The organism is Nonomuraea sp. NPDC049714 (genome assembly GCF_044465295.1).
GTDB lineage: Bacteria > Actinomycetota > Actinomycetes > Streptosporangiales > Streptosporangiaceae > Nonomuraea.
In genome coordinates, this window is sequence record NZ_JBITLM010000006.1 from 342,524 (window position 1) to 364,752 (window position 22,229).

Consider the following 22,229-nt stretch of genomic DNA (forward strand, 5'->3'; position numbering starts at 1 on the left):
GACTTCAGTAGACCAAACAGCGATGGCGTGTGACCACCCTTCCCCGGGCGCGTCTCAGTCCTGGGGCAGGAGCGTTCCAAGCGGCCCCAGGTCGAGGTTCAGGTCCGACGGCGACAGGTCGAACCGCTCGCAGAGCTCGTTCATCGCGTCCTCAAGCCGCATCAAGGTCAGCCCCAGCGTCTCCACCTGCTCGTCCGACAGATCGCCCTGCTCCATTCGCCGTACGCACTGGCGCTCCACCAACTGACGGACGAGCTCCACCAGGGTGAGCACGAGACGGGACAGGTCTCGCTCGACCGCCTCGGTGTCGGCCTCGATGCGCAGGCGGGGCGCCCGTGCCTGTCGCACCGGCCGGTCGTTCTCCATGCTCATCACCCCTCCGGGATCTCGTGGTCGAAGGTGCTCTCCTCGGACCGAACGGACATGATCAACGCGCGGATCGAGATGTGGACGAGGTCGATGTCGGCGATGGACAGGATGAGATCCCCGCTGACGACGACACCGCCGGCGAGCAGCCGGTCCAGCAGGTCGACCAGCGCCACCCGCTCGGGCGGCAGCCGCCCCTCCTCGGCCAGAAGATCGCCGCGCGGCTCGACGTACGTCACCGCGATGCCTCCGCGTCCAGCTCGGCGAACGAATAGGGCGCCCACGGGCCGGTGAGCTGCAGGTCCACCCCCTGGCCGCGCAGCCCGTCCAGCGCACGGGCGAACTCCGCACCACGGGGCTCGTCGACCAGGTAGGCGCCGTTCAGAATCATCCAGTCGGAGCGTCCCGACAGCTGCGGGTCCTGGGGCCGGTGCAGGTGGCTCGCGACCGCGAGTGAGGTCAGGACGTGGTGGATCCGCTGCGCCTGCTCGCTCGCCTCGCGCCACGCGTCCTCGCGGCTGCGCAGGCTGGCCTGCCGCCGCTTCAGGTACGCCGTCCCGGCGCCGGCCGAAGCCCGGTCGCCCGCCCCCCGCGCCGCCGCGGCCGGCTGACCTTCGCTCGGCCGTACGTACGCCTTCACACCCCATTCCACTCGGCCGGCGATCTGGGAGAGCACCTGGACGAAATCGTCGTGCCGCTGGTCAAGGAGGCTCCGTACCTGGTCGTCACCGCTGTAGACGGTGACCAGCCGGATGGGGGCCGTGGGAGTGTGCTCCGCGACCGCCTCCACCACGCGGTGGTGCCCGCGGGCGGTCCCGCCCAGCCAGTCCAGGTCCTCCATGGACCTGCGCAGCGGCTCCTCCCCGAACTGGTCCAGCGGGACCCCGCTCACGTAGGCGACGAGCCCCGCCTGCTTGATCGTCCGCACCGGCAGGTCCGCCACCCCCTTCAGGCCTTCGAGGCGGGGAACGTCGAGGTCCATCGTGACCGCGTAGAGGTAGGTGCCCGTGTCAGCCACGATGACCGTGCCTTTCCGGCGGCAGCTCCCCGGCTGGCTCCGCCACCTCGCCGCGGATGGGCCGGTGGACCGGCTCCACCCCCTCTTCGAGCTCGGCGAGCCGGTGGCGCAGCCGGCGGTTCTCGTCGAGGAGGTGCCGATCACGTCCGGTGAGCCAGGGATCGTGCTCCCACCAGTCGATGCCCATCTCCTTGGCGGTGTCGACCGACGCGATGATCAGCCGGAGTTTGATCGTCAGGAGCTCGATGTCCAGCAGGTTGACCCGGATGTCGCCGGCTATCACCACCCCCCTGTCGAGCACCCGCTCGAGAATGTCGCCCAGGTTGGCCTGCTGCCGCTGCCCGGCGGGGGAGTACTGCCGGGTGGGTCCCGATCGCATCGGCTCCATCACGGCCCCTCTCCCATCCCGCCGCTGCCCCGCCGGTAGCGTCTCAGCCGCTGGTAGGACAGCAGATCGCCGGCCGCGTCCAGCTCCGCCTCGTACAGCGCGAGGATGTCGCCGGAAGACGGGATGCGGCGGTCCTCCACCACTTCGACGCCCACCAGCCATCCGTCGCCTTCCGGCTTCACCCGCGTGACGCCCTCGACCTCTCGGGCGGTCAGCGCCGCGATGTGACGGAGCCCGGCCTGGCCCGCTGTGGCGGCTGACAGACCGGGCGGGCGGCTGATGGCCGTCTTCTCCCTCCGGGCGTCGTCGGCCGGTGTCCGAACAGGCCGTACGCCGCTCGCTGGTTCGTCCTCGCGCACCCGTCTCTTCGTCGGCATGAGCTCACCTCCCCGATTCCCACGGATCCGGATCGCCGGAGTCCATCAGGACGGGCGGGCCGGTCATCCTTCGCACGATCTCCTCCATGGCCTCCGCTTGCTCCTCCTCGGAGATGAGGCCGGCGTCGGCCGCTCGCTCCAACTCCTCCAGTTGGCGGCGGACCGCCACCGGGTCGTGCAGCTCGCGCTCGGCCTGCTCCTGGATCAGCTCGCCCAACCGGAGCACGCCCTCAAGAGGCAGGAGCGGCCAGCCGACGAGCAGAGTGATCAGATTCATCAGCCGGCCTCCTCCTCCGGGGTGACGACGAAGTCGTACGGCGCGAGCGGGCCCTGCAGCCGCAACGTGATCCGCCCCTCGGACCCGGCCGCGAACTCCTCGACGACCTCTTCCAGCTCGTCCTCCCGCTCCGCCTCGATCAGGACCGCCACCTGCGCGGCATCATGCTCGTGGGAGGGCGGGCGCTCGGCGATGAGAACGCCGAGCGATGCGAGGTCTTCGGTCAGGGCCTCGGTGTCGGCCTGGCGCTTGGCCGCGATCGCCCGCTCCACGAGCTCGCCGAGCTGGATGCGCGCCTGCCGGGTCAGCTCTTCGGGCTGGGCCCGGATCTCCTCGCGCAGCCGGGCGGCCTCGGGGTTCTCGGACAGGATCTCCCTGAGTACGGTGCGTTCGACGTAGCGGGCCTTGACCACGTACTCGACCCGCCCCTCCAGCTCGTCGAGCGCCGCGAGGAAGTCGTCATGATGAGGCTCCAGCAGCTCGTCGACCACCCCGTCCGGCGTCGACATCACGGCCCCGAAGCGGATCGGCAGCACCGGGACCTCGGCCGCGGTGGCGTCCAGCAGCCGCTCGTGCGCCACGAGGTCGTCGGGGGTGCCGAGCCGGCTGTCCAGCGACACCTCGCTGACCAGGGCGCTGATCTCGCCATGACGTATCAGCCGCACCTTGCCAGGCGGGTTCCCCACGCCGAGCACGTCCTCGGACATCTCCACGTCGGCCGGTACGAGACCGTAGACGTAGGTGCCGGTGCTCCGGTGTCCTCGGGTCTTCACCGGGTCGGCCGTCTCGGGGGTCGTGGCTTTGGCCATGTCAGCCCTCCTCGTCCTGTCGGCGTTGGGTGGATTTCTGGCCGCCGACGAAGTCGTGCAGCTTCTCTCCGGCGGCCTCCAGAGCCCCCCGGGTCAGGTTCTCGGCCTTGCCGGAGACCTGGCCCTGCGTCATGTCCTTCATCAGCTCGGGAAGCCCCTCGCCGCCGGATTCCGTGAGATCCAGCCGGTTCACGGCCTCGGCGTAGCGCAGGTAGGTGTCGACGCCCGCCACCACGACGCGCGCATCGATGGTCAGCAACTCGATGCCGACGAGCGAGACGCGGACGTAGGCGTCGATCACGAGGCCCTTGTCCAGAATCGTGTCGATGACGTCTGCCAGGCCCGACGGAGAGGGGCTGTCTCTGGCCACTCCACTCTCGCCAGTCGCGGGTTGCACAGTCATGATGTCCTCCCCTTGAGTTCTCACTGAGTCGAGTTCTCATTGAGTCGAGTTCTCATTGAGTCGAGTTCTCATTGAGTCGAGTTCTCACTGGTAGGTCGGCGACTTACGAGCGGCGAGCGCCGGTCCTGCGGCGAACCGGGGGCGCCGGTCGTGCCTCCTCTTCGGGGGCCGCCTGACGGCGCCGGAAGGGGCGCCGGTGGGGCTGCGCCTCCCGGGCCTTCTCCGGCTCGGGCTCCTCTTCTCTCTCCGGCTCGGGCTCCTCTTCGGCCCTTTCCTCCCCTTTGCCCTTTTCCTCCTCTTCCTCCTCTTCGGGCTCTTCTTCCTCTTCTCCCTCGTATTCGGCTTCCTCCTCGCGGGCGCGATCTTCCTCCTCCTCTTCGCCCTCGCCCGCCTTCGGCGCCTCTGGCTCCTCCTGCTCTTCCTGCAGGGCCGTCTCGTGGTCCTTGACCACCTGGCTGTCGCGGATCTCACCGCGCCAGCCCTCGTCCGCCGCTTCCTCCGGGTGCAGCAGGCACTGCGTCATGACATACCGGGCGAAGTGCTTGATCTCAAGCCGTGCCCGCCGGCCCTGCGCTCGCCAGATGTTGCCGGTCTTCTCGAACAGGCCCTGCGGGTGGTATTCGAGGACGACCATGACGCGGGTGAGGTCAGGAGTGAGAGCGTGGAAGGTCACCGCACCGTCGACGTACCCCTTGTCTCCCCCCGACCTCCAGATGATCCGCTTGTCGGGGATCTGCTCGATGATCGTCGAGTCCCAGGTCCGGTGTGACCAGAAGACCTGTGCCTTCCAGGTCAGCTTCTCGTCGGATTCCTGCTCGACGTTCTCGACCTTCTTCATGAAGCTCGGGAAGCTCTGGAACTGGGTCCACTGGTTGTAGACCAGCCGCAACGGTGCGCCGATGTCGACGGTCTCGACGATGTTGGTCACCTTCAGCTTGTCGCCCGACTCGCCCTGCTTGCCGCCGCCGCCGAAGATGCCGGTGACCGTGTCCTTGATGCCGCCTTTGACCACGTCCTTGGCCATGCCCGTGACCGCGCCCGTGATGGTGTCCTTCGCCGTCTCCTTGATGCCGCTCAGCGGCGATGAGCCCGCCGAGCCCGCCTTGCCTGATCTGCCGGTGATGGCGCTCTTGAGGCTCGTGCCGCCGCCCTCCGCATAGTCGGAGAGCCGGCCGGTCACGGACTCGAGCCTGCCGGTCACCGAGCCGAGCCCTCGTTCCGTCAGGGCCAGAGCGAGGTTCTGCAGTTCGGCCGTGAGCCGTCCCGTCGGCAACTGCTCCCTGAGCTTCCCGGCCGCCGCCTTCGTCTGTTCTGTCATCGTTGTCACCGTCCCGTCCTTCGTACCGGAGCCCCCGCAGGCCGCTCGCGCCTGGTCTTGCGCTGCTCCGCATTCGGTTCGTCCGCCCGGGACTCCTGCTCGGGAGGCTCCTCCTCTTCCTCCTGTGGCTCTTCCGTGTGCTCCTCTTCCGTGTGCTCCTCTTCCTCCGCGGGTGCCGCCGCGCCGTGTGGCGCTCCGGGCACGCGCAGCGACTCGGCTCGATCGTGCAGTTTCGAGCTCAAAGAGTCGATCTGCCTGCTCGTCGCGGCGATGGCCGCCGCCTTGCCGACGTCCATCAGATCCGTGCGCAACCGGTCGGTGATCTCCTCCAGCTGAGGAGACGTACCGAGGGTCTTGACGCCTTGCCGCAGCAGGCTGCCGTCACCCTTCCGCAGGTCGCGAGTCACCCCTGCGACCACCAAGGCGGTGGCCAGGCGCAGCTTGTGATTCCGGCCGAGCACGTAACCCACGGCTAGGGCCAGCGCCATTCCGCCCTTGTTGACCATGGCGGCGCTCCTTCCTCTCGGCTTCGCGACTGACGTCCGACAGCCAGTCCCCGGTTGCCCGTGAAGAGGATAAGGAAACAGATACAGGGAAAAAACGGACATTGTTTACGCCTGGCAGGCCCGTATTTAGACCCGTGTCCGAATCCCCTGGAAGGCACCGTGGCAGGCGTCCGGGAAGGCCGGAGCCCTCTCCGCCAGGAAGGCGGTGGTGTGGGCCGTGAACCGCGAGGAAGGCAGTGGTGTGGGGCGGTGTGGGGCGCGGGGTAGGGCCTAAACCGCCAGGGAGTGGGTGGCGACGGGGACGCCCGCCCAGCCTTCCATCCTGGCCACGAACGCCGCCGCGTGGTCCGGCCAGTGGTGGTGGGCCAGCGCGTGCGCGTGGCCGCGCCTGCCGAGGGTGAGCCGCCGCTGCGGGTCCTCCTTGAGGTCGAGTACGGCGTCCAGGACGGCGTTCACGTCCAGGGCCACCGTCAGGCCGCAGCCGGCCTGCTCCACCAGCGGAGAGCCCGGCGAGGTGGTGACCACCGGCAGGCCGCGGCCCATGTAGTCGAGGATCTTCGTCGGCGTCCCGCTCGGCGGGCTCGCCAGCGACAGGCCGGCCATGGCGCCTTCGGTCATGCGCAGGGCGTGGCGGTGGGGGACGTGCCCGAACCAGTCCAGCAGGCCCACCCGCTGAGCGTCCCTCAGCATCGGGCGCACGCCCGGCCCCGCGGCCCCGATCAGGTCCATCCGGACGCCGTGCGGGACGAGGCGCTCGGCCAGCCTGATCAGCTCGCTCACGCCCTTGTCCGTCGTCAGCCGCCCGAGATGGACCACCCGGGTGTCGCCGGGCGGAGGCGGGGCGGCGGACACCAGGGTGGCCTCCGGCACGATGGCGCGCGTGATGACGTGGTGCCGCCGGACCGCCCGCGCGTGGCGTCCCTCGGACACCTCCTCGCGCACGTCCCAGACGACCGGTGGCCGCTTGTACGGCAGCGCGCGCAGCAGGCGATGATCGTGCGCGATCAGCAGGTCTGCGTCCTTCATGCCACGTCTGAGCGCCGCGCGTGCCCTGCCGTAGGCGGCGTCGTGAGGCACGTCGACGGCGGTGAGGCCCGCGGCCGGAGTCACGTTGAAGTAGGTGAACGGCGCGACGTAGGTCACCTCGTGGCCCGCGTCGAGCAGCGCCCGGATCTGCCGGTGCATGATCCTGGCGTCCTCGGGATGGTGGACGATCGTGGCAACGCATACCCGCATGCGTCGATGCTCGGGGCTTACCAGGTCATAGGCGTGAATGCAGGTGAAACTATCGCTTAACTCCTGGATGGGCGACGATAGAGCCAGGTCAACCGAGGCTCAAGCACCCACTTGAACACCGTGCGCGTCTCCGGCAGGCACAGGATGATCGCCAGCGCGAAACAGCTGGAGCTGATCGCCAGGACGCCGAGCGGGCCGTGCAGCCACGGGAGCTCCAGCCAGCCCTGATCCTTGGCGATGAGCACCGGGATGCCGTGCAGCAGATAGCAGTAGAGGGTGCGGGTGCCGAGGTCCGAATACCAGGTCTCGTGCCGGGGCACCAGCGCCAGCACCGCGAAGCACAGGGCCAGCGAGCAGACCAGCAGCCCGACCCGCAGGCCCAGGCCCATGTACCAGGACAGGTCCATGTCCTGGTAGCTGTTCTTGAAGTAGAACGGCGCCAGCGGGGCCCGCGGCGCGATGAGGATGGCCACCGCGGCCCCGGCGAGCACCGTGAGCACCGACACGATCTTGATCCAGCGGCGGTTGAGCAGCTCGAAGTGCTCCGGCTGCATGACCAGCCCGATCACGAAGAACGGCATCAGACCGAAGAACCGGTCCATGCTGAAGTCACCGGAGATCTGGGAGAACCCGGCGAACAGATAGATGGCGATGGCCACCGGGACGGGATACTTCATCCGCTTCCACACCGGGGTGGACAGCCGCCAGAACAGCAGGGCCAGCAGATACCAGTTGAGCCAGGCCGGATCGATGATCGTCAGGCTCCACTTCTGGCCCAGCGAGAAGCGCAGCGCGGCGTAGCCCACCTCGACGATCACGTACGGCACGAGAAAGGTGTCGACCAGCTTGTTGGTCTTCGCGTTGGAGTTCCAGAAGTTTCTGGACAGATAGCCGCTGATGATCACGAACAGCGGCATGTGGAAGGTGTAGATGAAGATGTACAGCGATCTGGAGGAGTCCGCGCTGAGCGTCGGCACCAGCGAGTGACCCACGGGGACGAGCGCGATCAGGATGAACTTGACGTTGTCGAGATAGGGGTCGCGCTTGCGCTTGGGCCGCTCGGGCTCGGCCGCCGGCTCCGGCTCGCTCTGCTTGGCGCCCTCGGGCAGCTTGCCGTGGGGGTCGGTGCGCTCGCTCCAGAAGGCCTCTTCCGGCAGCGGCCACTTGGCGCCCGTGTTGGCTGGACCCGCACTCTCGTCGCTCGGAGGAGTGACCGGGGGAGAGTGCTTGGTCTCAGACACAGGAGAATCGCTCAGCTTCGCTCGGGGCCGGGGAACGCGAAGCGGCATGCCCAGCATCGCCCTTGACGGCGCAAGGCGAGCCGCGTCGCCGACCCGCACCACGATATCCCGGCTTCAGTACCGTGTCTGTCGACCGGAGCGGAATCCCCTGCTTACACAGAGAACTTGGAGGGTTGTCACGGACGGCTCTGGTTCGTGACGGAGGCTCAGCGAACGGTCACACGCAGACGCTCTTCTGCTCCGACGCGGTGGTCGTGGACTTCTCGACGCTGTCGGGGAGCTTGGTCACCTTGACCGCCTCGAAGTCGGCTCCGACGATGAGCTGGATCACCGGCACCTTCTTCGTCGCCGTGCCGGCCGGGACCGTCGTGGCCGCGGTGTAGGGCTCGCTGGTGGCGGCCTTGGCCTTGCCCGCCTTGGGGTCCGGCTTCGGCGTCACCTGACCGGCCAGCACGCCCGCGTAGTCGGCGCCGGTGGCGGCCGTCTTCGGGTAGCGGACCTCGGTGGCGGCCAGGCTCTGGCCGTCGGCGGTCTGGAAGTTGCCCAGCTCGGTGACCTTGAAGCCCTGCTTGGTGAGCAGGTCGGCCACCTCGCGGGCCTTGCCCGCCGTGGTCGTGCCGTTGAGCACCTGGACCTGCACCTGGTCCGGCTTGATGGTGACCTTGGGCTTGCCACTCTCAGAGGGTGAGGTCTTCGGGATCTCGGTGTCGTTGACGATCGAGTTGAACAGCTCACCGGCGTCCGGCTGCTTCCAGACCACGCGGTTCTTGTCCTCGGGATCGGGGATCCACGGAATGGTGGTGAACTTCACGTCGCCCGTGGTCAGCTCCTTGGCGCTGGTGGCGATCTCGATGAGCTGTTCGGGGTCGTTGGCCAGCTCCGGGTCCATGGTCACCGAGCCGGCCGCGGCCTTGATGAAGCCGGTGAGCTTGCCGGGGCTGGTGAGCAGGTCGGTGCTGGTGGCCTTGGCGACCACCTTGCTGAGGAAGTTCTGCTGCCGCTTGATGCGCTGGATGTCGCTGCCGTCGCCGTAGTTGCGCAGCCGTACGTAGCCCAGCGCCTTCTCGCCATTGAGCAGGCTCTTGCCGGGGGGCAGCACCAGCTTGGCCTTCTTGTCGTTGACGCCGGACTTGAGGCAGATCTCGATGCCGCCGAGCGCGTCCACGATGTTCTTGAAGCCGCTGAAGTCGATCTCGACGAAGTGGTTGACCCGGATGCCGGTGAGCGTCTCGATCGTCGAAATCGTGCACGCGATGCCGCCCGAGTTGTAGGCGGAGTTGATCATCGCTCGCTGGGGCGGCATCTCCTGCTTGGTCGACTCGTTCTTGCACTTGGGGATCTGCACCATCGAGTCACGCGGGAAGCTGATCAGCTGTGCCCTGTCGCGATTGGGTGACAGGTGCAGGACAATGATCGTGTCGGTGCGCTTGCCGCCGGCGTCGGCGGTCCTGGCGAGCTCCTGGCCGTATCTCGCGTTCCCCTCGCCCGCGCGGGTGTCGGAGCCGACGAGCAGGACGTTGAGCGCGCCCTTGTCCTCGGGGCGTGGGGTGATGATGTCGGCTTTGACGCTCTTCTGGTTGATGTTGCCGAAAGCGTCGCGGTAGAGCGTGTAGCCGGTCAGGGACCCGATGACCATGACGGAGGTGGCGGCGATGCTGACCCAGGCGAGCATCCGCATCTTGCCGCCGCCGTTGCCGCCCTTGACCCGGTGGCCCCGCGAGGGCGGCTCTTCGGGCGGGCCGGCCGCTGCTGCCTGCCTGCGGGCCATCCGGCTGCCGGGCTGTGGCGGGGCGACCCGGCGGTCCTGGGTGGACACGCTTCTGTAGTCGCTCATGCGCCCCCTAGCCTCGTTCGCTACGCTCTCCGCGCTGGCTTGGTCGTACTGCGCCAAGAGACTAGGTCACGTACGGCGTACCCGTCGCCGTGACCGATGCAATCGACTGTGACCCAGGCGTGATATCGGTGGGCCAAAGCATACTCAGAGTCGGACATTTCGTGAGATACCAATGAGAAAGTTTTTACGCTTTCCGCAGGCTAGGGCTGCCGCCAGAAAGGCCAGCGGGACGGCCGGCAGCACGTACCGATAGTCGAACTCGGCAGCCGCCGCCGGAGTGACCAACAGCACAACGGCGGTCGTCCACGGCAGGAGCCACGGGGCCGGACCAGGGACGCCGGACGGCTTGGCGGCGCGACGCCTGCCCCGGGGGGTCCACCGCCTGCCGTACAGGACGCGACCGGCCGCCAGGGCGGGCGGGACGAGCAGGGCGGCGAGCAGCACGGCGCCGGGCAGCCGCGCCACGTCCTGATAGGCCCGCATCCAGCCCGCGTACGGCTCGGCGATGGTGGTGCCGATCGCCCCGCGCTCGTACTGCTGCGAATAGTCGACGCCGAGCTGCGCCGCGTACCGCCCCGGCGGGCCCGGCGGGGTCACGGGGAACTGGTAGTAGTCGTAGATCTCCTGGTCGGGATAGACCGGGCGGCCCCACACGAACGAACGCCCCAGCTCCGACAGCACCGAGCCGGCGTAGTCCAGCGGCTGCGTGCGGATCGCCAGCGCGGCGAACCTGGCCGCCAGCTCGTCGGTCTCCTGGGTGAACGTGATGCCGGGCAACGCCACCAGCGGCGCGTCCTTGGCCCAGATGTACTCCTGGGAGGGCGGCCGCTGCTCGGCCGGCCGGGGATCGCACAGCACCCGCAGGTCGGGCGGCGGATCCATCCGGGCGCAGTCCGCGAACGACATCGTCCGGGCATACAGGAAGACGCCGTTCGCGCCGATGATGCCGACGCGCTCGTAGGTGGCGTAGAACCAGGCGCCGTAGGCGACCACGGGCACCAGCGCCGCCGCGAGCAGCACCCCGGCGGGCCGGATCTGCCTGCGCAGCACGAACCAGGCCGCCAGGAGCAGGATCAGCGGCTGGCCGACGGTCCTGGTGAGGGTGGCGGCGGCCAGCAGCAGGCCGATCGTGACGAGCTTGGGCCGGTCCGCCAGGCTGAGCGCCACGGCCAGCACGATCAGGAACATGAACAGCGTGTCGGAGACCAGCAGGTGCTCCAGCTGCACCTGGTAGGCGTCCAGCAGCACGGGCGTCGCGGCGAGCGTCGCCCACCGGCGCCGCGCCCCCCGCAGCGCCGCCCAGTAGATCAGGGCCGCGGTGGCCAGCCCGAGCAGATGCTGTACGGCGGCGACCAGGCCGAAGGCGTGGAACGGCTCCAGCAGCTTGAGGAACATCGAGTAACCGGCGGGCCGCACCAGGTCGGGGCGCGGCTTGAAGACGGTGACGATGTAGGTGTAGGTGTCGGGGAACCACAGCGCCGGGCGGTAGCCCAGCAACGCGAGCCCGCGCAGCGCCGCGCCGACGGCCAGCACCCCCAGGAACCACCCATGCCGCCGCACGAAGGCCCCCGCCCTGACGCTGACCGCCCGCCGGCTGCCACCCTCACCGGCCTGCTCACCCACCCGCCCCACCGGCGCGTCGGCCGTACGGCTGTTCACCCGTACGTCCTCCGGTTCGGCGGAGAGGTCGTCTGCGCGGGCGTTCGGCCGTACGTCCCTGGGTTCGGCGGCCGGGTCGTCCGTGCGGCCGTTCGGCAGTACGACCTCGGGCTCGGCGGGCGCGTCGCTCGTGCGGCCGTTTACTCGTACGTCCTCCGGCTCGATGGGCACGTCGCGTAACCTACCGGGCTTCGACCAGGCGACCGTCATCGTGTTGTTGGATACGCTCGCAAACCGATGGAACTCGCCCGGCTTCACCAGACGCGCAGGCCGACGGCGGGCCGGGTGCTCGCCGTGATCACGGCGCTGCCCGCGGCCGCCGTGGCCGGCTGGTTGCTGGCCGGGCTGCCGCTGCTCCTGCTGGGCGTGTACCGGCCGCTTCCCGCGTTCCTGATCGGGCTGTCCGTCGCCGCGCTGCTGTGCTGGACGGCGACACGCCACATGGGCGCCACGGTCCCGGCCACCGGTCGGCAGGTCGCCGGGGTGATCGCCGTCGCGGCCGGGTCCGGGGTGTTCAACGCGGTCATGCACAGTGAGCAACTCGCCGTCAGACGCGACCCCGGCACCTACGCGCAGTACGCCATCTGGCTCGCCGAGCACGGTTCGCTGCCGATCCCGTCGGGTGCGGAGGCGTTCGGCGGGGCCGATCCCGGCCTGATCTTCCGCAGCGTGGGGTTCTACGCGGCCGACGGGGCGGTGGTGCCGCAGTTCATGCCCGGCGCGCCGATGCTGTTCGCCGTCGGCGAGTGGCTCGGCGGGCTGCTCGTGACGCCCGCCGTGCTGGGCGCCTTGGCCGTGCTGGCGTTCGCCGGGCTGGTGGCCCGGCTGGCCGGGGGCGGCTGGGCGGTTCCGGCCGCGCTGGCGTTCGCGGTCTGCATGCCGGTCCTCTACACCTCGCGGACGACGTTCAGCGAGATCCCGTCGATGATCCTGCTGTTCGGCGGCCTGATCCTGATCCACGACACCCTCCGCCGGGACACGCCGCCCGGCCGTTCACCGGGCGGTGCCGTACTGGATGGCGACGGCACGCGGGACGGCGGGCCGGGGCGGAGTGCGCCGGGGCGCTGGAGGCCGTCGGCGCGGTGGCTGCGGATGGCGCTGGCCGGGCTGGTGTTCGGGCTGTGCGTGCTGGTCAGGGTGGACGGGCTGCGGGACGTGCTGCCCGCGCTGGCGTTCGCCGGGTTGCTGATCGCGCTGGGCAGGCTGGCCCGGTCCCGCGCTCGGGCCGAGCACGCGCCGCGACCCCCTGCCTCGGTCGGCGCGAAGGGCCGATCCCGCGCCTCGGGCGGTGACGTGGTTGGGGCACCGGGCCAGGGGACCGGGTGGGTGTCCTGGCCGGGGATGGAGCTGGGTGGGGCGTTGCTGACCGGGCTGGTGGCCGGGGTGGGGGTCGGGTTGCTGGCCGCTCAGCTGCTGGCCCGGCCGTACCTCGACTATCTGTCCCGCTCGGTGGAGCCGCTGCTGCTGATCTGCGCCGCCGTGCTGCTGCTCACTCTCGCCGGTACGGTCACCGCGCCGTTGCTGGCCCGGGTCCGGCTGCCGCGCCGGTTGCCCGAGGCGGGCGCCGTCCTGGCGGTGCTGGTGATGGCCGGGCTGGCCGTACGGCCGTGGCTGCAGACCGTGCGCCGTGAGCCTGACAACGACGAGGACTGGCGCACCCACACCTTTATCGAGGAGATCCAGAAGGCCAACGGGCTGCCGATCGACGGCACGCGCCTCTACTTCGAGAACTCGCTGCACTGGGTGGCCTGGTACATCGGCGTCCCCGCGCTCGTGCTCGCCACCCTGGCGGCGGCCGTGCTGGTGCGCAGGCTGCTGAAGGGCGGCGCGCCCGAGTGGCTGCTGCCGCTGGCGGTCATCGGCTGGACGACGGTCACCACGCTGCTCCGGCCGGAGATCACCCCCGACCATCCGTGGGCCGCCCGCCGCCTGGTGCCGATCGTGATCCCGGGTCTGATCCTGCTGGCCGTCTGGGGGGCCGGGTGGCTGCGCGAGCGTGGGCGCGGGTGGCGGTTCCGGCGCTGGATCGCCCCCGTGAGCGTGCTGCTCCTGCTGGCGCCGCCGATCGTGACTTCGATCGGCACCGCGTTCACCCCGGTCGAGCGGGGGGAGGAGGCGGCGGTGGCGGCGTTGTGCGCGCGGATCCCGCCGGACGCCTCCGTGCTGATGGTGGAGCGCGTCACGGGGGACCGGTTCACCCAGGTGGTGCGCGGGAGGTGCGGCGTCCCGGTCGCGATGGTCGGGCGCGTCACCGGGGACACGGCTTCCGAACGAGACGTACGCCGTCTGATCGAGCGGGTGCGCGCGGTGGGCAGGACCCCGGTCGTGCTCGGCGCCGAGCGCGGCCAGGTCTCGCCGTACGGCACGGCGTCGCAGGTCATGGCCCTGGTGACGCGTCAGGACGAGCGCTCGCTGACCGAGCGGCCGAACGGCACCTGGTCGCTGCGGATCAACGTGTGGATGGCGGTGGCCTGACCCCATGGTGTCATCACCGCGACCCGATGTGCACCCAGGCCCGGTCCGGGCAGAGTACCCTCGACGCACGTGAGCACGCTTGAGACCCCCCAGAGTGGATCCACCGTGGAAGAAGCGCCCTACGTCACCATCGTCCTGCCGTGTTACAACGAGCAGGATCACGTCGTGGCCGAGGTAGAGCGCATCACCAAGGCCATGGACTCCAGCGGCTACACCTACGAGCTGGTCGCCGTCGACGACTGCTCCACCGACCAGACGCTGGCCAGGCTGCAGGAGGCCGCGGCCGACTATCCCCATCTGCGCATCCGCGCGTTCCACCGCAACGGCGGCTCCGGCACCGTGCGCAGGATCGGCACGCAGGAGGCCAGGGGCGAGATCGTCGTGTGGACCGACGCGGACATGACCTACCCCAACGAGCGCATCCCCGAGCTGGTGCAGATCCTGGAGAAGGATCAGACGGTCGACCAGGTGGTCGGCGCGCGCACCTCCGAGGAGGGCTCGCACAAGCTGCTGCGGGTGCCGGCCAAGTGGGTGATCCGCAAGGTGGCGGAGAAGCTCGCCGGGCAGAAGATCCCGGACCTCAACTCGGGGCTGCGGGCCTTCCGCAAGTCGGTGGCCAAGCCCTATCTGCGGCTGCTGCCGCCCGGGTTCTCCTGCGTCACGACGATCACGCTGTCGTTCCTGTCCAACCAGCATGACGTCTACTACCTGCCGATCGGCTACGCCAAGCGGGCGGGCAAGTCGAAGTTCAGCTTCGTGTCCGACGCCTACCGCTACATCCTGCAGGTGCTGCGGATGATCATGTACTTCAACCCGCTCAAGGTGCTCATGCCGCCGGCCCTCTGGCTGGTGACGATCGGGCTCGCCAAGGGCGTGTGGGACATGATCCAGCACCCCTTCTACTTCCCGGCCAACACCGTGATGATCTTCCTGTCGGGCATGCTCATCGGGTCGGTGGCGCTGCTGGCCGACCTGATCGTGCGGTCGCGGGGCGAGTAGCGTGCGGATCGCCGTCGTCGGCCCCACCTATCCGTACAAGGGGGGCGGGGCCCAGCACACCACCGAGCTGGCGCACCGGCTCGCGGCGCTCGGCCACGACGTGGTGATCGAGTCGTGGAAGGCGCAGTATCCGTCGTTCCTCTATCCGGGGCAGCAGACCATCGACGCCCCCGAGGGCACCCCCTACCCGAAGACCGAGCGCGTCCTCGACTGGCGCCGGCCCGACGGGTGGGTGGCCGCCGGCCGGCGGCTGCGCACGGCCGACCTGGTGGTCCTGGCCGTCCTCAGCCCCGTGCAGGTCCCCGCGTACCTGGGGATTCTGTACGGCATAGGCCGGAAGGCGAGGACCGTCGCCCTCTGCCACAACGTGCTGCCGCACGAGCGCAAGCCGTACGACAGGCCGTTGATGAAGGCGCTGCTCAAGCGCGTCGACGGGGTGCTGACCCACTCCGGTCAGCAGGCGGAGCTGGCCAGGGAGCTGACCGGCGGGCCGGTGAGCGTGGCGCCGCTGCCGCCGCACCTGCCCTCCACCCATGCGGGACGCTCCGACGAGGTGCACCACCGGCTGCTGTTCTTCGGCATCGTCCGGCCGTACAAGGGGCTTGACGTGCTGCTGCGGGCGCTGCCCGACGGCGTGGGGCTGACCGTGGCGGGGGAGTTCTGGGGCGGGCTGGACGCCACCAGGGAGCTGATCGGCGAGCTGGGGATCGGCGACCGGGTGGACCTGCGGCCCGGCTACGTGGCCGCCGACGACGTGCCCAAGCTGTTCGCCGAGGCGGACGCGCTCGTCCTGCCCTATCGCAACGCCACCGCCAGCCAGAACGTGTGGCTCGGCCACGAGCACGGCGTGCCGGTGATCGCCACCCGCGTCGGCGCGCTCGCCGACCATGTCAGGGACGGCGTCGACGGCCTGCTGGTGGAGCCGGACGACGTTGACGCGCTCAGGCGGACGATCGAGAGGTTCTACGCGTCCGGCGAGCCGGAGAGGTTGCGGTCGGGCGTCAAGGCGGTCGATCCCGCCCCCTTCTGGTCGGCGTACACGGCCACGCTCCTGGACGCCTGACGCCCCAGCAGCAACGCCAGCCCGGCCGCCGCCGCGTCGGCCAGCGTGAACGCCAGCCGCGACAGCACCGCCACCGCGAAGGCCGGGCCGGTGGCGATGATCGGCGCGAGCACGAGCACCAGCGCACCCTCCCGCACCCCCACCCCGGCGGGCACCACGAAGGTGAGCAGCCCGGTCGCCCAGGCGAACGCGTACGCGCCGGTCGCGATCACATACAGGTCCCACCGGCCCGCGAGCATGGTGGTGTGCAGGCCGTACACGAACCAGCCGAGCGCCGTCCACGCCACCGCGACCAGCACCGTGCGGCCCGGCAGCACACTGTCGAGCGTCGGCCTGCGCGCCAGCCGCAGCGCCAGGTTGAGACCCCAGGTGAGCACCCTGGGATGCAGGCAGACGGCGATCACCGGCACGAACAGCAGCAGATACCACGCCTGCCGCACGACCTCCTGCGTCGCCAGGGTCGCGGCGGCGAGCGCGATGCCGACCCCGAGGTTGATCACCAGCGCCAGTGAGATGCACGCGAACGTCCTGCGCGGCGGGCTGCCGTGGTCGCGGCCGAGGTCCATCATGGCGGCGTAGGCCCAGACGGCGCCCGGGATGTACTTGCCCAGCTGGCCCACGAACATGATCCGCCCGGCCACCCGTACCGGCAGCGGCGACCCCAGCCCCGCGAGGACCGCGCGCCAGGCCAGCAGCATGCAGAACTGGCCGAGCAGGACCGCGACGAACGCGCCGAGCACCGCCCACGGCGAGATCTGCGCCACCGCCGCCCGCGTGTCGTCCCAGTTGCGGGCCAGGGCGTAGCCCAGGAAACCGAGCGCGACCAGGGCGAGGACGACGCGCAGCAGGCGGCGGATCATCCGGCCAGGGTACGCGCGCCGCACCGGGCCGAGCCAGCTCTTCCCAGGTCGAACCGGCTTCGCCAGGCCGCCAGAGGTCCACATCCTGCTCCGGCGGGTCGCCGTATCAACGCTGAGGGACGGCTGACGGCGGCGAGCGCGGGTACTGTTGGGCGGCGTGGGAAAGCAACGGGTCGCGCAGCTGGCCTACTCCGAGTTCCAGTCGGCGATGCTCGACGAGGCGAAGCGCCGGCGCAAGGCCGCGAAGATCATCGCGGTGCTGGAGCACTTCCAGGGGCTGCTCGGCGGGCTGACCGTGGGTGACGTGGGCTGCTCGGCCGGCTTCATCGCCGACGAGCTCGCGGCGGCCGGGGCGAAGCACACGCTCGGCATCGACATCGACGTGCCGGGGCTGCGCAAGGCGGCCGACCGGTTCGGCGAGCGGGTGGCGTTCGTCTGCGGCGACGGCACCGCGCTGCCGTTCCCGGACGGCTCGATCGACGTGCTGGTCTTCAACCACATCTACGAGCACGTGGTCGACCCCGACGCGGTGGTGGCCGAGATGCACCGGGTGCTCTCCGACGACGGCGCCCTCTACCTGGGCCTCGGCAACCGGCTCGGGATCATGGAGCCGCACTACAAGCTGCCGTTCCTGTCCTATCTGCCGCCCGCGCTGGCCGACCGCTACGTGCGCGCCTCCGGCCGCGCCGACCACTACTACGAGCGCTTCCGTACCCGGCGCGGGCTGCGCAGGATGCTGCGGGCCTTCCACGTGTGGGACTACACCTTCCCGGTGCTGGCGACGCCGACCCGCTTCGCCGGGTCCGAGCTGTTCCCCGGGGCCCTGGGGCGGGTGGCGCGGACGGTCCTGGCCCGCACGCCGCGCGCGGTGCTGCGGCTGCTCCTGCCGTTCGTGCCGACCTACCTGTGGGTGGCCACCAAGACGCCGCGCCGCCCGGCGGGCGCCGCCCTCCCGCAGCCTCCCGAACGGGTCCGCCCCCTGTGAGCGACTCCGGTACGTCAGGCCGCCCCGAAAGGACAGCGGACCACTCTCGTATGGCGGGTCGCCCTGAGTCAGGTCACCCCGGGCCAGGTCACGATGTATCGGTCAGCGACCTCGGGCCGGTGGCGTCCGGCGCCGACCCGCAGGCGGTCGCCGGGCCGGAGGCCGGGGCCGGTGGCCGTGGGGGGAGGGCCATGGGCAAGGGGGTGGTGGTGCGCAGGGCGGTGCGGGTCGGGTTCCTTCTTGTGGCGCTGGGGTTCGGCGCGTACGCCGTGGCCTCCCAGTGGGACGCGGTGGTCGCCGGGTTCGCCACGCTGAGCTGGCCGATGCTCGCCGGGTCGCTGGTCGCCGTCGTGGCGGCGCTGCTCGGGGCCATGCTCACCTGGCGCACCCTGCTGTCCGACCTGGGCTCGCCGCTGCCGTTGCGGCCGGCGGCGAAGGTGTTCTTCGTGGGCCAGCTCGGCAAGTACATCCCCGGCGCCGTGTGGCCGATGCTCGCCCAGATGGAGATGGGGCGCGACCTCGGGGTGCCACGGCCGCGCAGCGCGGCGGCGTTCTTCCTGATGATGCCGATCCAGCTCGCCAGCGGCCTGCTGGTCGCGCTCGGGGCGCTGGGCTGGGACCGGTTCGGCTGGTTGCTGCTCTTCGTCCCGGTGCTCCTGGTGCTGCTGGAGCCCAGGGTGATCAACGGCCTGATCGGCTTCGGGCTGCGCAAGCTCAAGCGCGAGCCGCTGGAGCGGCCGCTCACCCGGCGCGGGATGCTGACCGCACTCGGCTGGGCGCTGCTCGGCTGGGGCTGTTACGGCGTCCACCTGTTCTTCGTCGCCCCCGAGGCGGGGCTGGTGTTCGCCGTGGGGGCATTCGCGCTGTCGTGGTGTCTGGGCATCATGACGTTCGTCGTGCCGGCCGGAGCAGGGGTGCGGGAGGTCGCCATGGTGGCCGTTCTCGCACCCGTCATGGACGCTGGTCAGGCCATCGCCGTGGCCCTTTGTTCCAGGATTGTCATCATTCTTGGCGATTTGCTCTGTGCTGGATTGGCGGGAATTTCGGCACGTCGCGACTCAGTGTGATTTGACACACGATTTAGGGGAGGCTGGTCATAAGCTGGAAATAGAGGGGGACATCAGATCCCACGTTGATCTTGAGGGGAGAAGATCACCGTAATGCCTCGAGTGCTCGTCGATGCGGCCGCGGTTCCCGCGGACCGCGGTGCCTTGATCAGGTATGTGGACGGTTTGGTGAGGGCGCTCGACCGGGCGGGCGCCGATCTCGCGGTGGCCTGCCAGCGGGCGGACGCCGAGCGATACACCGCGATCGCGCCGTCGGCCCGGGTGATTCCCGGGCCCGTCTCGCTGACCAACCGGGCGGCCAGGCTCGCCTGGGAGCAGACCGGCCTGCCGCTGCTCGCCCGCCGGGTCGGCGCCGACGTGATCCACGCCCCCTACTACTCCATCCCGCTCCGCTCGGGCGTGCGGACGGTCGTGACGGTGCACGACGTCACCTGGTTCACCGAGCCCGAGCAGCACAGCCCCTCCAGGGCCTCGTTCTTCCGCTCGGCCACCCGCACCGCCGTACGGCACGCCAACCGGGTGATCGTGCCCTCCAAGGCCACCAGGGACGAGCTGGTGCGGGTGCTCGCCGCCGACCCCACCCGCATCGACGTCGCCTACCACGGCGTCGACCAGAAGCAGTTCCACGCCCCGAGCGAGGCCGAGATCCAGCGGGCGGTCAGCAGGTGCGGCCTGCACGGCCAGCCGTACGTCGCCTTCCTGGGCGCGCTTGACCCGCGCAAGAACGTTCCAAACCTGATCCGCGGCTTCGCCGCCGCCGTCAAGGGGCTGGCCGACCCGCCCGCGCTGGTGCTCGGCGGCGGCGTGCACGAGGACGACGTGGACGCCGCCTGCCGCGAGGTCGAGGCCACCGTCAAGGTCGTGCGCCCTGGTTACCTGCACGCGCCCGACCTGCCCGGCTTCCTCGGCGGGGCGCTCGTGGTCGCCTTCCCGTCCAGGGGCGAGGGGTTCGGCCTGCCCGTGCTGGAGGCGATGGCCTGCGGCGCGCCCGTGCTGACCACCCACCGCACGTCGCTGCCCGAGGTGGGCGGTGACGCGGTCGCCTACAGTGAACCGGACGCCGACAGCATCGCCACCGCGCTGGCCCAGCTTCTGGCTTCACCGGACAGGAGACGGCAATTGCGGGAGGCAGGCCTGGCGAGGGCACGCGAATTCACCTGGGAAGCTTCGGCCGAAGCGCACCTCAGTTCTTATCAACGCGCGATCGAATAGTTCGCTACCCTCCCAAAGTTATGGAGAGCTCTTTGCCAGACCTAGAGGCGATCCTCCTGGTCGGGGGGCAGGGCACGCGCCTGCGTCCACTGACGCTGGGCACGCCGAAGCCGCTGCTGCCGACCGCCGGAGTGCCTTTCCTGGCCCACCAACTGGCACGGGCCCGTTCGTTCGGCGTACGCCGGATCGTCTTCGCCACCTCGTACAAGGCGTCGATGTTCGAGCCGGAGTTCGGTGACGGGTCCGCGTTCGGGCTCTCGATCGAGTACATGACCGAGGAGACGCCGCTGGGCACCGGCGGTGCCATCCGCAACGCGGCGCAGGCGCTGTCCGCCGGGCCCGGTGACCCGGTCCTGGTGCTCAACGGCGACATCCTGTCCGGTCACGACATCGGCGAGCAGGTGCGTGGGCACCTCGCTCGTGACGCCGCTGTAACGCTCCATCTGACGGAGGTGGAGGATCCGACCCGGTTCGGCTGCGTCCCCACGGACGACGACGGCCGGGTGACGGCGTTCCTGGAGAAGACCCCCAATCCGGTCACCAATCGGATCAACGCCGGCTGTTACGTGTTCACCCGGTCGGTCATCGACCAGATCCCGCGTGACGAGGTCGTGTCGGTGGAGCGGGAGACCTTCCCCGGACTCATCGAGTCGGGCCGGCTCGTGCTCGGCTACGCCGACCGGACCTACTGGCTCGACGTCGGCACGCCCGCCGCGTTCGTCCAGGGCTCGCGCGACCTGGTGCTCGGCCGGCTGGCCTCGCCCGCTCTGCCGGGGCCCACGGGCGAATACCTCGCTCTGCCCGGCTCGGTCGTCTCGCCGGAGGCCAAGGTCCAGGGCGGCACGGCCGTGGGCGCCCGGTCCGTCGTCGAGGCGGGCGCCATCGTCATCGGCTCGGTGCTGAGCGACGACTGCGTGGTCGAGTCCGGCGCGCGGGTGACCGATTCGGTGCTGGGCCGGGGGGCGCGGGTCTGCGCGGGCACGGTGGTGCGCGACGCCGTCATCGGCGACGGCGCGGTCGTCGGGCCGGGCAACGAGCTGCAGGCCGGCGTGCGCATCTGGCCGGGCGTGGAGCTGCCCGAGCGCGCGGTCCGCTACTCGAGCGACGTCTGACCGGCAGCGACCGCACGCCGGCGCGCGGCGTGCGGTCGGTAGTGGTCACGCCGGCGCGCGGTGTGCGGCCGGTAGCGGGCACACTGGACGGATGATGGAGCGCGTCTGGGTGCCCGAGGGGCCGCTTGACGTGGGGATGGCGATGGCTCCCCACAAGCGCGGCTCCGGCGACCCGGCCTGGCGCCAGACGCTCGACGGGGCCGTATGGCGCACCACGCGCACCCCGGACGGCCCCGCCACGCTCAAGGTGACGCTCGTCCACCGGGAGGTGCACGGGCGCGCCTGGGGGCCGGGGGCCGCGTGGATGCTGGACCGGCTGCCCGCGCTGCTCGGCGCCGACGACGACGTCTCGGGCTTCAGGGTGCGGCACGCGGTGCTGGACGACGTGGCCAGGAAGCATCCGGGGCTGCGCATCGGCAGGACGGCCCGGGTCATGGAGGCGCTGGTGCCGGCCGTACTGGAGCAGAAGGTCGTCGGGCGTGAGGCGTGGCGGGCGTGGCGGTGGCTGCTGCGGAAGTACGGCGAGCCGGCGCCGGGGCCCGCGCCCGAGGGGATGTGGGTCGTGCCCGAGCCGTCCGTGTGGCGGGAGATCCCGAGCTGGCACTGGCATCAGGCCGGGGCCGAGGCGGTGCGCGCCAGGACCATCGCCACCGCCGCCTGGCACGCCGCCAAGCTGGAGGCCGCCGGCACCAGCGCGGAGCTCGACCGGCTGCTGCGCGCCCTGCCGGGGGTCGGCGTGTGGACGTCCGCCGAGGTGCGGCAGCGCGCCTTCGGGGATCCGGACGCGGTCAGCGTCGGCGACTTTCACCTGGCCAAGATGGTCGGCTACGCGCTGACGGGGGAGAAGACGGACGATCCCGGCATGATGCGGCTGCTGGAGCCGTACCGGGGACACCGGCATCGGGCCACCCTCCTCATCATGCTGACGGGCCTGCGCCCGCCCGCGCGCGGGCCCAGGATGGCCGCGCGCGACTACCGTTCCTTCTGACCACGGCCCCTGGGTGCGCACCACGAACTCAGCTGC

The 22,229-nt window shown here is 70.5% G+C and carries 23 protein-coding genes; 8 read left to right on the plus strand and 15 right to left on the minus strand.

The features are described from left to right. Positions 1–54: 54 nt before the first annotated feature. The 14 genes from ACIBQX_RS25125 to ACIBQX_RS25190 all read right to left on the minus strand — a co-directional run bounded on the left by ACIBQX_RS25125 (position 55) and on the right by ACIBQX_RS25190 (position 11,603). Positions 55–372, minus strand: a complete 318-nt coding sequence (locus tag ACIBQX_RS25125; protein ID WP_397008436.1) for a gas vesicle protein K — start codon at positions 370–372, stop codon at positions 55–57. After that, complete coding sequence (locus tag ACIBQX_RS25130) at positions 372–605, minus strand: gas vesicle protein (RefSeq protein WP_397008437.1); 234 nt, start codon at positions 603–605, stop codon at positions 372–374. Before ACIBQX_RS25130 ends, ACIBQX_RS25125 begins: the two co-directional genes overlap by 1 nt. After that, positions 602–1,384 carry a GvpL/GvpF family gas vesicle protein gene (locus tag ACIBQX_RS25135; protein WP_397008438.1) on the minus strand — a complete coding sequence of 261 codons (783 nt, stop codon included), beginning with the start codon at positions 1,382–1,384 and terminating at the stop codon, positions 602–604. The genes ACIBQX_RS25130 and ACIBQX_RS25135 overlap by 4 nt, the downstream gene beginning before the upstream one ends. Continuing rightward, positions 1,377–1,763, minus strand: a complete 387-nt coding sequence (locus ACIBQX_RS25140) for a gas vesicle protein (RefSeq protein ID WP_397008440.1) — start codon at positions 1,761–1,763, stop codon at positions 1,377–1,379. The genes ACIBQX_RS25135 and ACIBQX_RS25140 overlap by 8 nt, the downstream gene beginning before the upstream one ends. 8 nt (positions 1,764–1,771) lie before the next feature. Continuing rightward, complete coding sequence (locus ACIBQX_RS25145; protein WP_397008442.1) at positions 1,772–2,149, minus strand: gas vesicle protein; 378 nt, start codon at positions 2,147–2,149, stop codon at positions 1,772–1,774. Between the two features lie 4 nt (positions 2,150–2,153). Next, a complete protein-coding gene (locus ACIBQX_RS25150) occupies positions 2,154–2,426 on the minus strand; it encodes a gas vesicle protein GvpG (protein WP_397008444.1) in 273 nt (90 codons plus the stop codon). Next, a complete protein-coding gene (locus ACIBQX_RS25155; protein ID WP_397008446.1) occupies positions 2,426–3,235 on the minus strand; it encodes a GvpL/GvpF family gas vesicle protein in 810 nt (269 codons plus the stop codon). Before ACIBQX_RS25155 ends, ACIBQX_RS25150 begins: the two co-directional genes overlap by 1 nt. Before the next feature lies 1 nt (position 3,236). After that, a complete protein-coding gene (gene gvpJ / locus ACIBQX_RS25160; RefSeq protein ID WP_397008448.1) occupies positions 3,237–3,638 on the minus strand; it encodes a gas vesicle protein GvpJ in 402 nt (133 codons plus the stop codon). A 103-nt stretch (positions 3,639–3,741) separates the two neighbouring features. Further along, a complete protein-coding gene (locus ACIBQX_RS25165) occupies positions 3,742–4,956 on the minus strand; it encodes an SRPBCC family protein (protein ID WP_397008450.1) in 1,215 nt (404 codons plus the stop codon). Positions 4,957–4,961: 5 nt separating this feature from the next. Next, positions 4,962–5,462: a hypothetical protein gene (locus ACIBQX_RS25170; RefSeq protein WP_397008452.1), complete on the minus strand. Its 501-nt coding sequence runs from the start codon at positions 5,460–5,462 to the stop codon at positions 4,962–4,964. A gap of 270 nt (positions 5,463–5,732) precedes the next feature. After that, entirely contained in the window at positions 5,733–6,698 is a 966-nt protein-coding gene (locus ACIBQX_RS25175) for a glycosyltransferase (RefSeq protein ID WP_397008454.1), read from the minus strand. Between the two features lie 56 nt (positions 6,699–6,754). Continuing rightward, entirely contained in the window at positions 6,755–7,939 is a 1,185-nt protein-coding gene (locus ACIBQX_RS25180; RefSeq protein ID WP_397008456.1) for an acyltransferase family protein, read from the minus strand. 217 nt (positions 7,940–8,156) lie between these two features. Then, complete coding sequence (locus ACIBQX_RS25185; protein ID WP_397008458.1) at positions 8,157–9,773, minus strand: LCP family protein; 1,617 nt, start codon at positions 9,771–9,773, stop codon at positions 8,157–8,159. A gap of 144 nt (positions 9,774–9,917) precedes the next feature. After that, entirely contained in the window at positions 9,918–11,603 is a 1,686-nt protein-coding gene (locus ACIBQX_RS25190; RefSeq protein WP_397008460.1) for a hypothetical protein, read from the minus strand. A gap of 66 nt (positions 11,604–11,669) precedes the next feature. Here ACIBQX_RS25190 and ACIBQX_RS25195 point away from each other — a divergent pair, with 66 nt between their 5' ends. The 3 genes from ACIBQX_RS25195 to ACIBQX_RS25205 all read left to right on the plus strand — a co-directional run bounded on the left by ACIBQX_RS25195 (position 11,670) and on the right by ACIBQX_RS25205 (position 15,969). After that, positions 11,670–13,907, plus strand: coding sequence for a hypothetical protein (locus ACIBQX_RS25195; protein ID WP_397008462.1), 2,238 nt, complete (start codon positions 11,670–11,672; stop codon positions 13,905–13,907). 69 nt (positions 13,908–13,976) lie between these two features. After that, on the plus strand, positions 13,977–14,906 hold the full coding sequence (locus ACIBQX_RS25200) for a glycosyltransferase family 2 protein (protein WP_397008464.1): 930 nt from the start codon (positions 13,977–13,979) through the stop codon (positions 14,904–14,906). A gap of 1 nt (position 14,907) precedes the next feature. Continuing rightward, positions 14,908–15,969 (plus strand): glycosyltransferase family 4 protein, encoded by a 1,062-nt coding sequence (locus ACIBQX_RS25205; RefSeq protein ID WP_397008466.1) that lies wholly within the window; start codon positions 14,908–14,910, stop codon positions 15,967–15,969. Here ACIBQX_RS25205 and ACIBQX_RS25210 read toward each other — a convergent pair. Next, positions 15,870–16,829 (minus strand): lysylphosphatidylglycerol synthase domain-containing protein, encoded by a 960-nt coding sequence (locus ACIBQX_RS25210; RefSeq protein WP_397008468.1) that lies wholly within the window; start codon positions 16,827–16,829, stop codon positions 15,870–15,872. The genes ACIBQX_RS25205 and ACIBQX_RS25210 overlap by 100 nt on opposite strands. A 157-nt stretch (positions 16,830–16,986) precedes the next feature. On the opposite strand from ACIBQX_RS25210, the gene ACIBQX_RS25215 reads away from it, so the two are divergent. The 5 genes from ACIBQX_RS25215 to ACIBQX_RS25235 all read left to right on the plus strand — a co-directional run bounded on the left by ACIBQX_RS25215 (position 16,987) and on the right by ACIBQX_RS25235 (position 22,193). Beyond that, positions 16,987–17,814 carry a methyltransferase domain-containing protein gene (locus tag ACIBQX_RS25215; RefSeq protein ID WP_397008470.1) on the plus strand — a complete coding sequence of 276 codons (828 nt, stop codon included), beginning with the start codon at positions 16,987–16,989 and terminating at the stop codon, positions 17,812–17,814. Between the two features lie 119 nt (positions 17,815–17,933). Further along, complete coding sequence (locus ACIBQX_RS25220; RefSeq protein ID WP_397008472.1) at positions 17,934–18,881, plus strand: lysylphosphatidylglycerol synthase domain-containing protein; 948 nt, start codon at positions 17,934–17,936, stop codon at positions 18,879–18,881. A gap of 156 nt (positions 18,882–19,037) precedes the next feature. Further along, positions 19,038–20,093, plus strand: coding sequence for a glycosyltransferase family 4 protein (locus ACIBQX_RS25225; protein WP_397008474.1), 1,056 nt, complete (start codon positions 19,038–19,040; stop codon positions 20,091–20,093). 20 nt (positions 20,094–20,113) lie between these two features. Further along, positions 20,114–21,205 (plus strand): sugar phosphate nucleotidyltransferase, encoded by a 1,092-nt coding sequence (locus tag ACIBQX_RS25230; protein ID WP_397008476.1) that lies wholly within the window; start codon positions 20,114–20,116, stop codon positions 21,203–21,205. A gap of 91 nt (positions 21,206–21,296) precedes the next feature. Continuing rightward, entirely contained in the window at positions 21,297–22,193 is an 897-nt protein-coding gene (locus ACIBQX_RS25235; RefSeq protein WP_397008478.1) for a DNA-3-methyladenine glycosylase family protein, read from the plus strand. The last annotated feature ends 36 nt before the right edge of the window (positions 22,194–22,229 follow it).

Coding starts and splice junctions, on each gene's coding strand:
- ACIBQX_RS25125 (WP_397008436.1), bottom strand. CDS start 372: ATGAGCATGGAGAACGACCGGCCGGTGCGACAGGCACGGGCGCCCCGC.
- ACIBQX_RS25140 (WP_397008440.1), bottom strand. CDS start 1,763: ATGCGATCGGGACCCACCCGGCAGTACTCCCCCGCCGGGCAGCGGCAG.
- ACIBQX_RS25145 (WP_397008442.1), bottom strand. CDS start 2,149: ATGCCGACGAAGAGACGGGTGCGCGAGGACGAACCAGCGAGCGGCGTA.
- ACIBQX_RS25150 (WP_397008444.1), bottom strand. CDS start 2,426: ATGAATCTGATCACTCTGCTCGTCGGCTGGCCGCTCCTGCCTCTTGAG.
- ACIBQX_RS25155 (WP_397008446.1), bottom strand. CDS start 3,235: ATGGCCAAAGCCACGACCCCCGAGACGGCCGACCCGGTGAAGACCCGA.
- gvpJ (WP_397008448.1), bottom strand. CDS start 3,638: ATGACTGTGCAACCCGCGACTGGCGAGAGTGGAGTGGCCAGAGACAGC.
- ACIBQX_RS25165 (WP_397008450.1), bottom strand. CDS start 4,956: ATGACAGAACAGACGAAGGCGGCGGCCGGGAAGCTCAGGGAGCAGTTG.
- ACIBQX_RS25170 (WP_397008452.1), bottom strand. CDS start 5,462: ATGGTCAACAAGGGCGGAATGGCGCTGGCCCTAGCCGTGGGTTACGTG.
- ACIBQX_RS25175 (WP_397008454.1), bottom strand. CDS start 6,698: ATGCGGGTATGCGTTGCCACGATCGTCCACCATCCCGAGGACGCCAGG.
- ACIBQX_RS25185 (WP_397008458.1), bottom strand. CDS start 9,773: ATGAGCGACTACAGAAGCGTGTCCACCCAGGACCGCCGGGTCGCCCCG.
- ACIBQX_RS25195 (WP_397008462.1), top strand. CDS start 11,670: ATGGAACTCGCCCGGCTTCACCAGACGCGCAGGCCGACGGCGGGCCGG.
- ACIBQX_RS25210 (WP_397008468.1), bottom strand. CDS start 16,829: ATGATCCGCCGCCTGCTGCGCGTCGTCCTCGCCCTGGTCGCGCTCGGT.
- ACIBQX_RS25230 (WP_397008476.1), top strand. CDS start 20,114: ATGGAGAGCTCTTTGCCAGACCTAGAGGCGATCCTCCTGGTCGGGGGG.
- ACIBQX_RS25235 (WP_397008478.1), top strand. CDS start 21,297: ATGATGGAGCGCGTCTGGGTGCCCGAGGGGCCGCTTGACGTGGGGATG.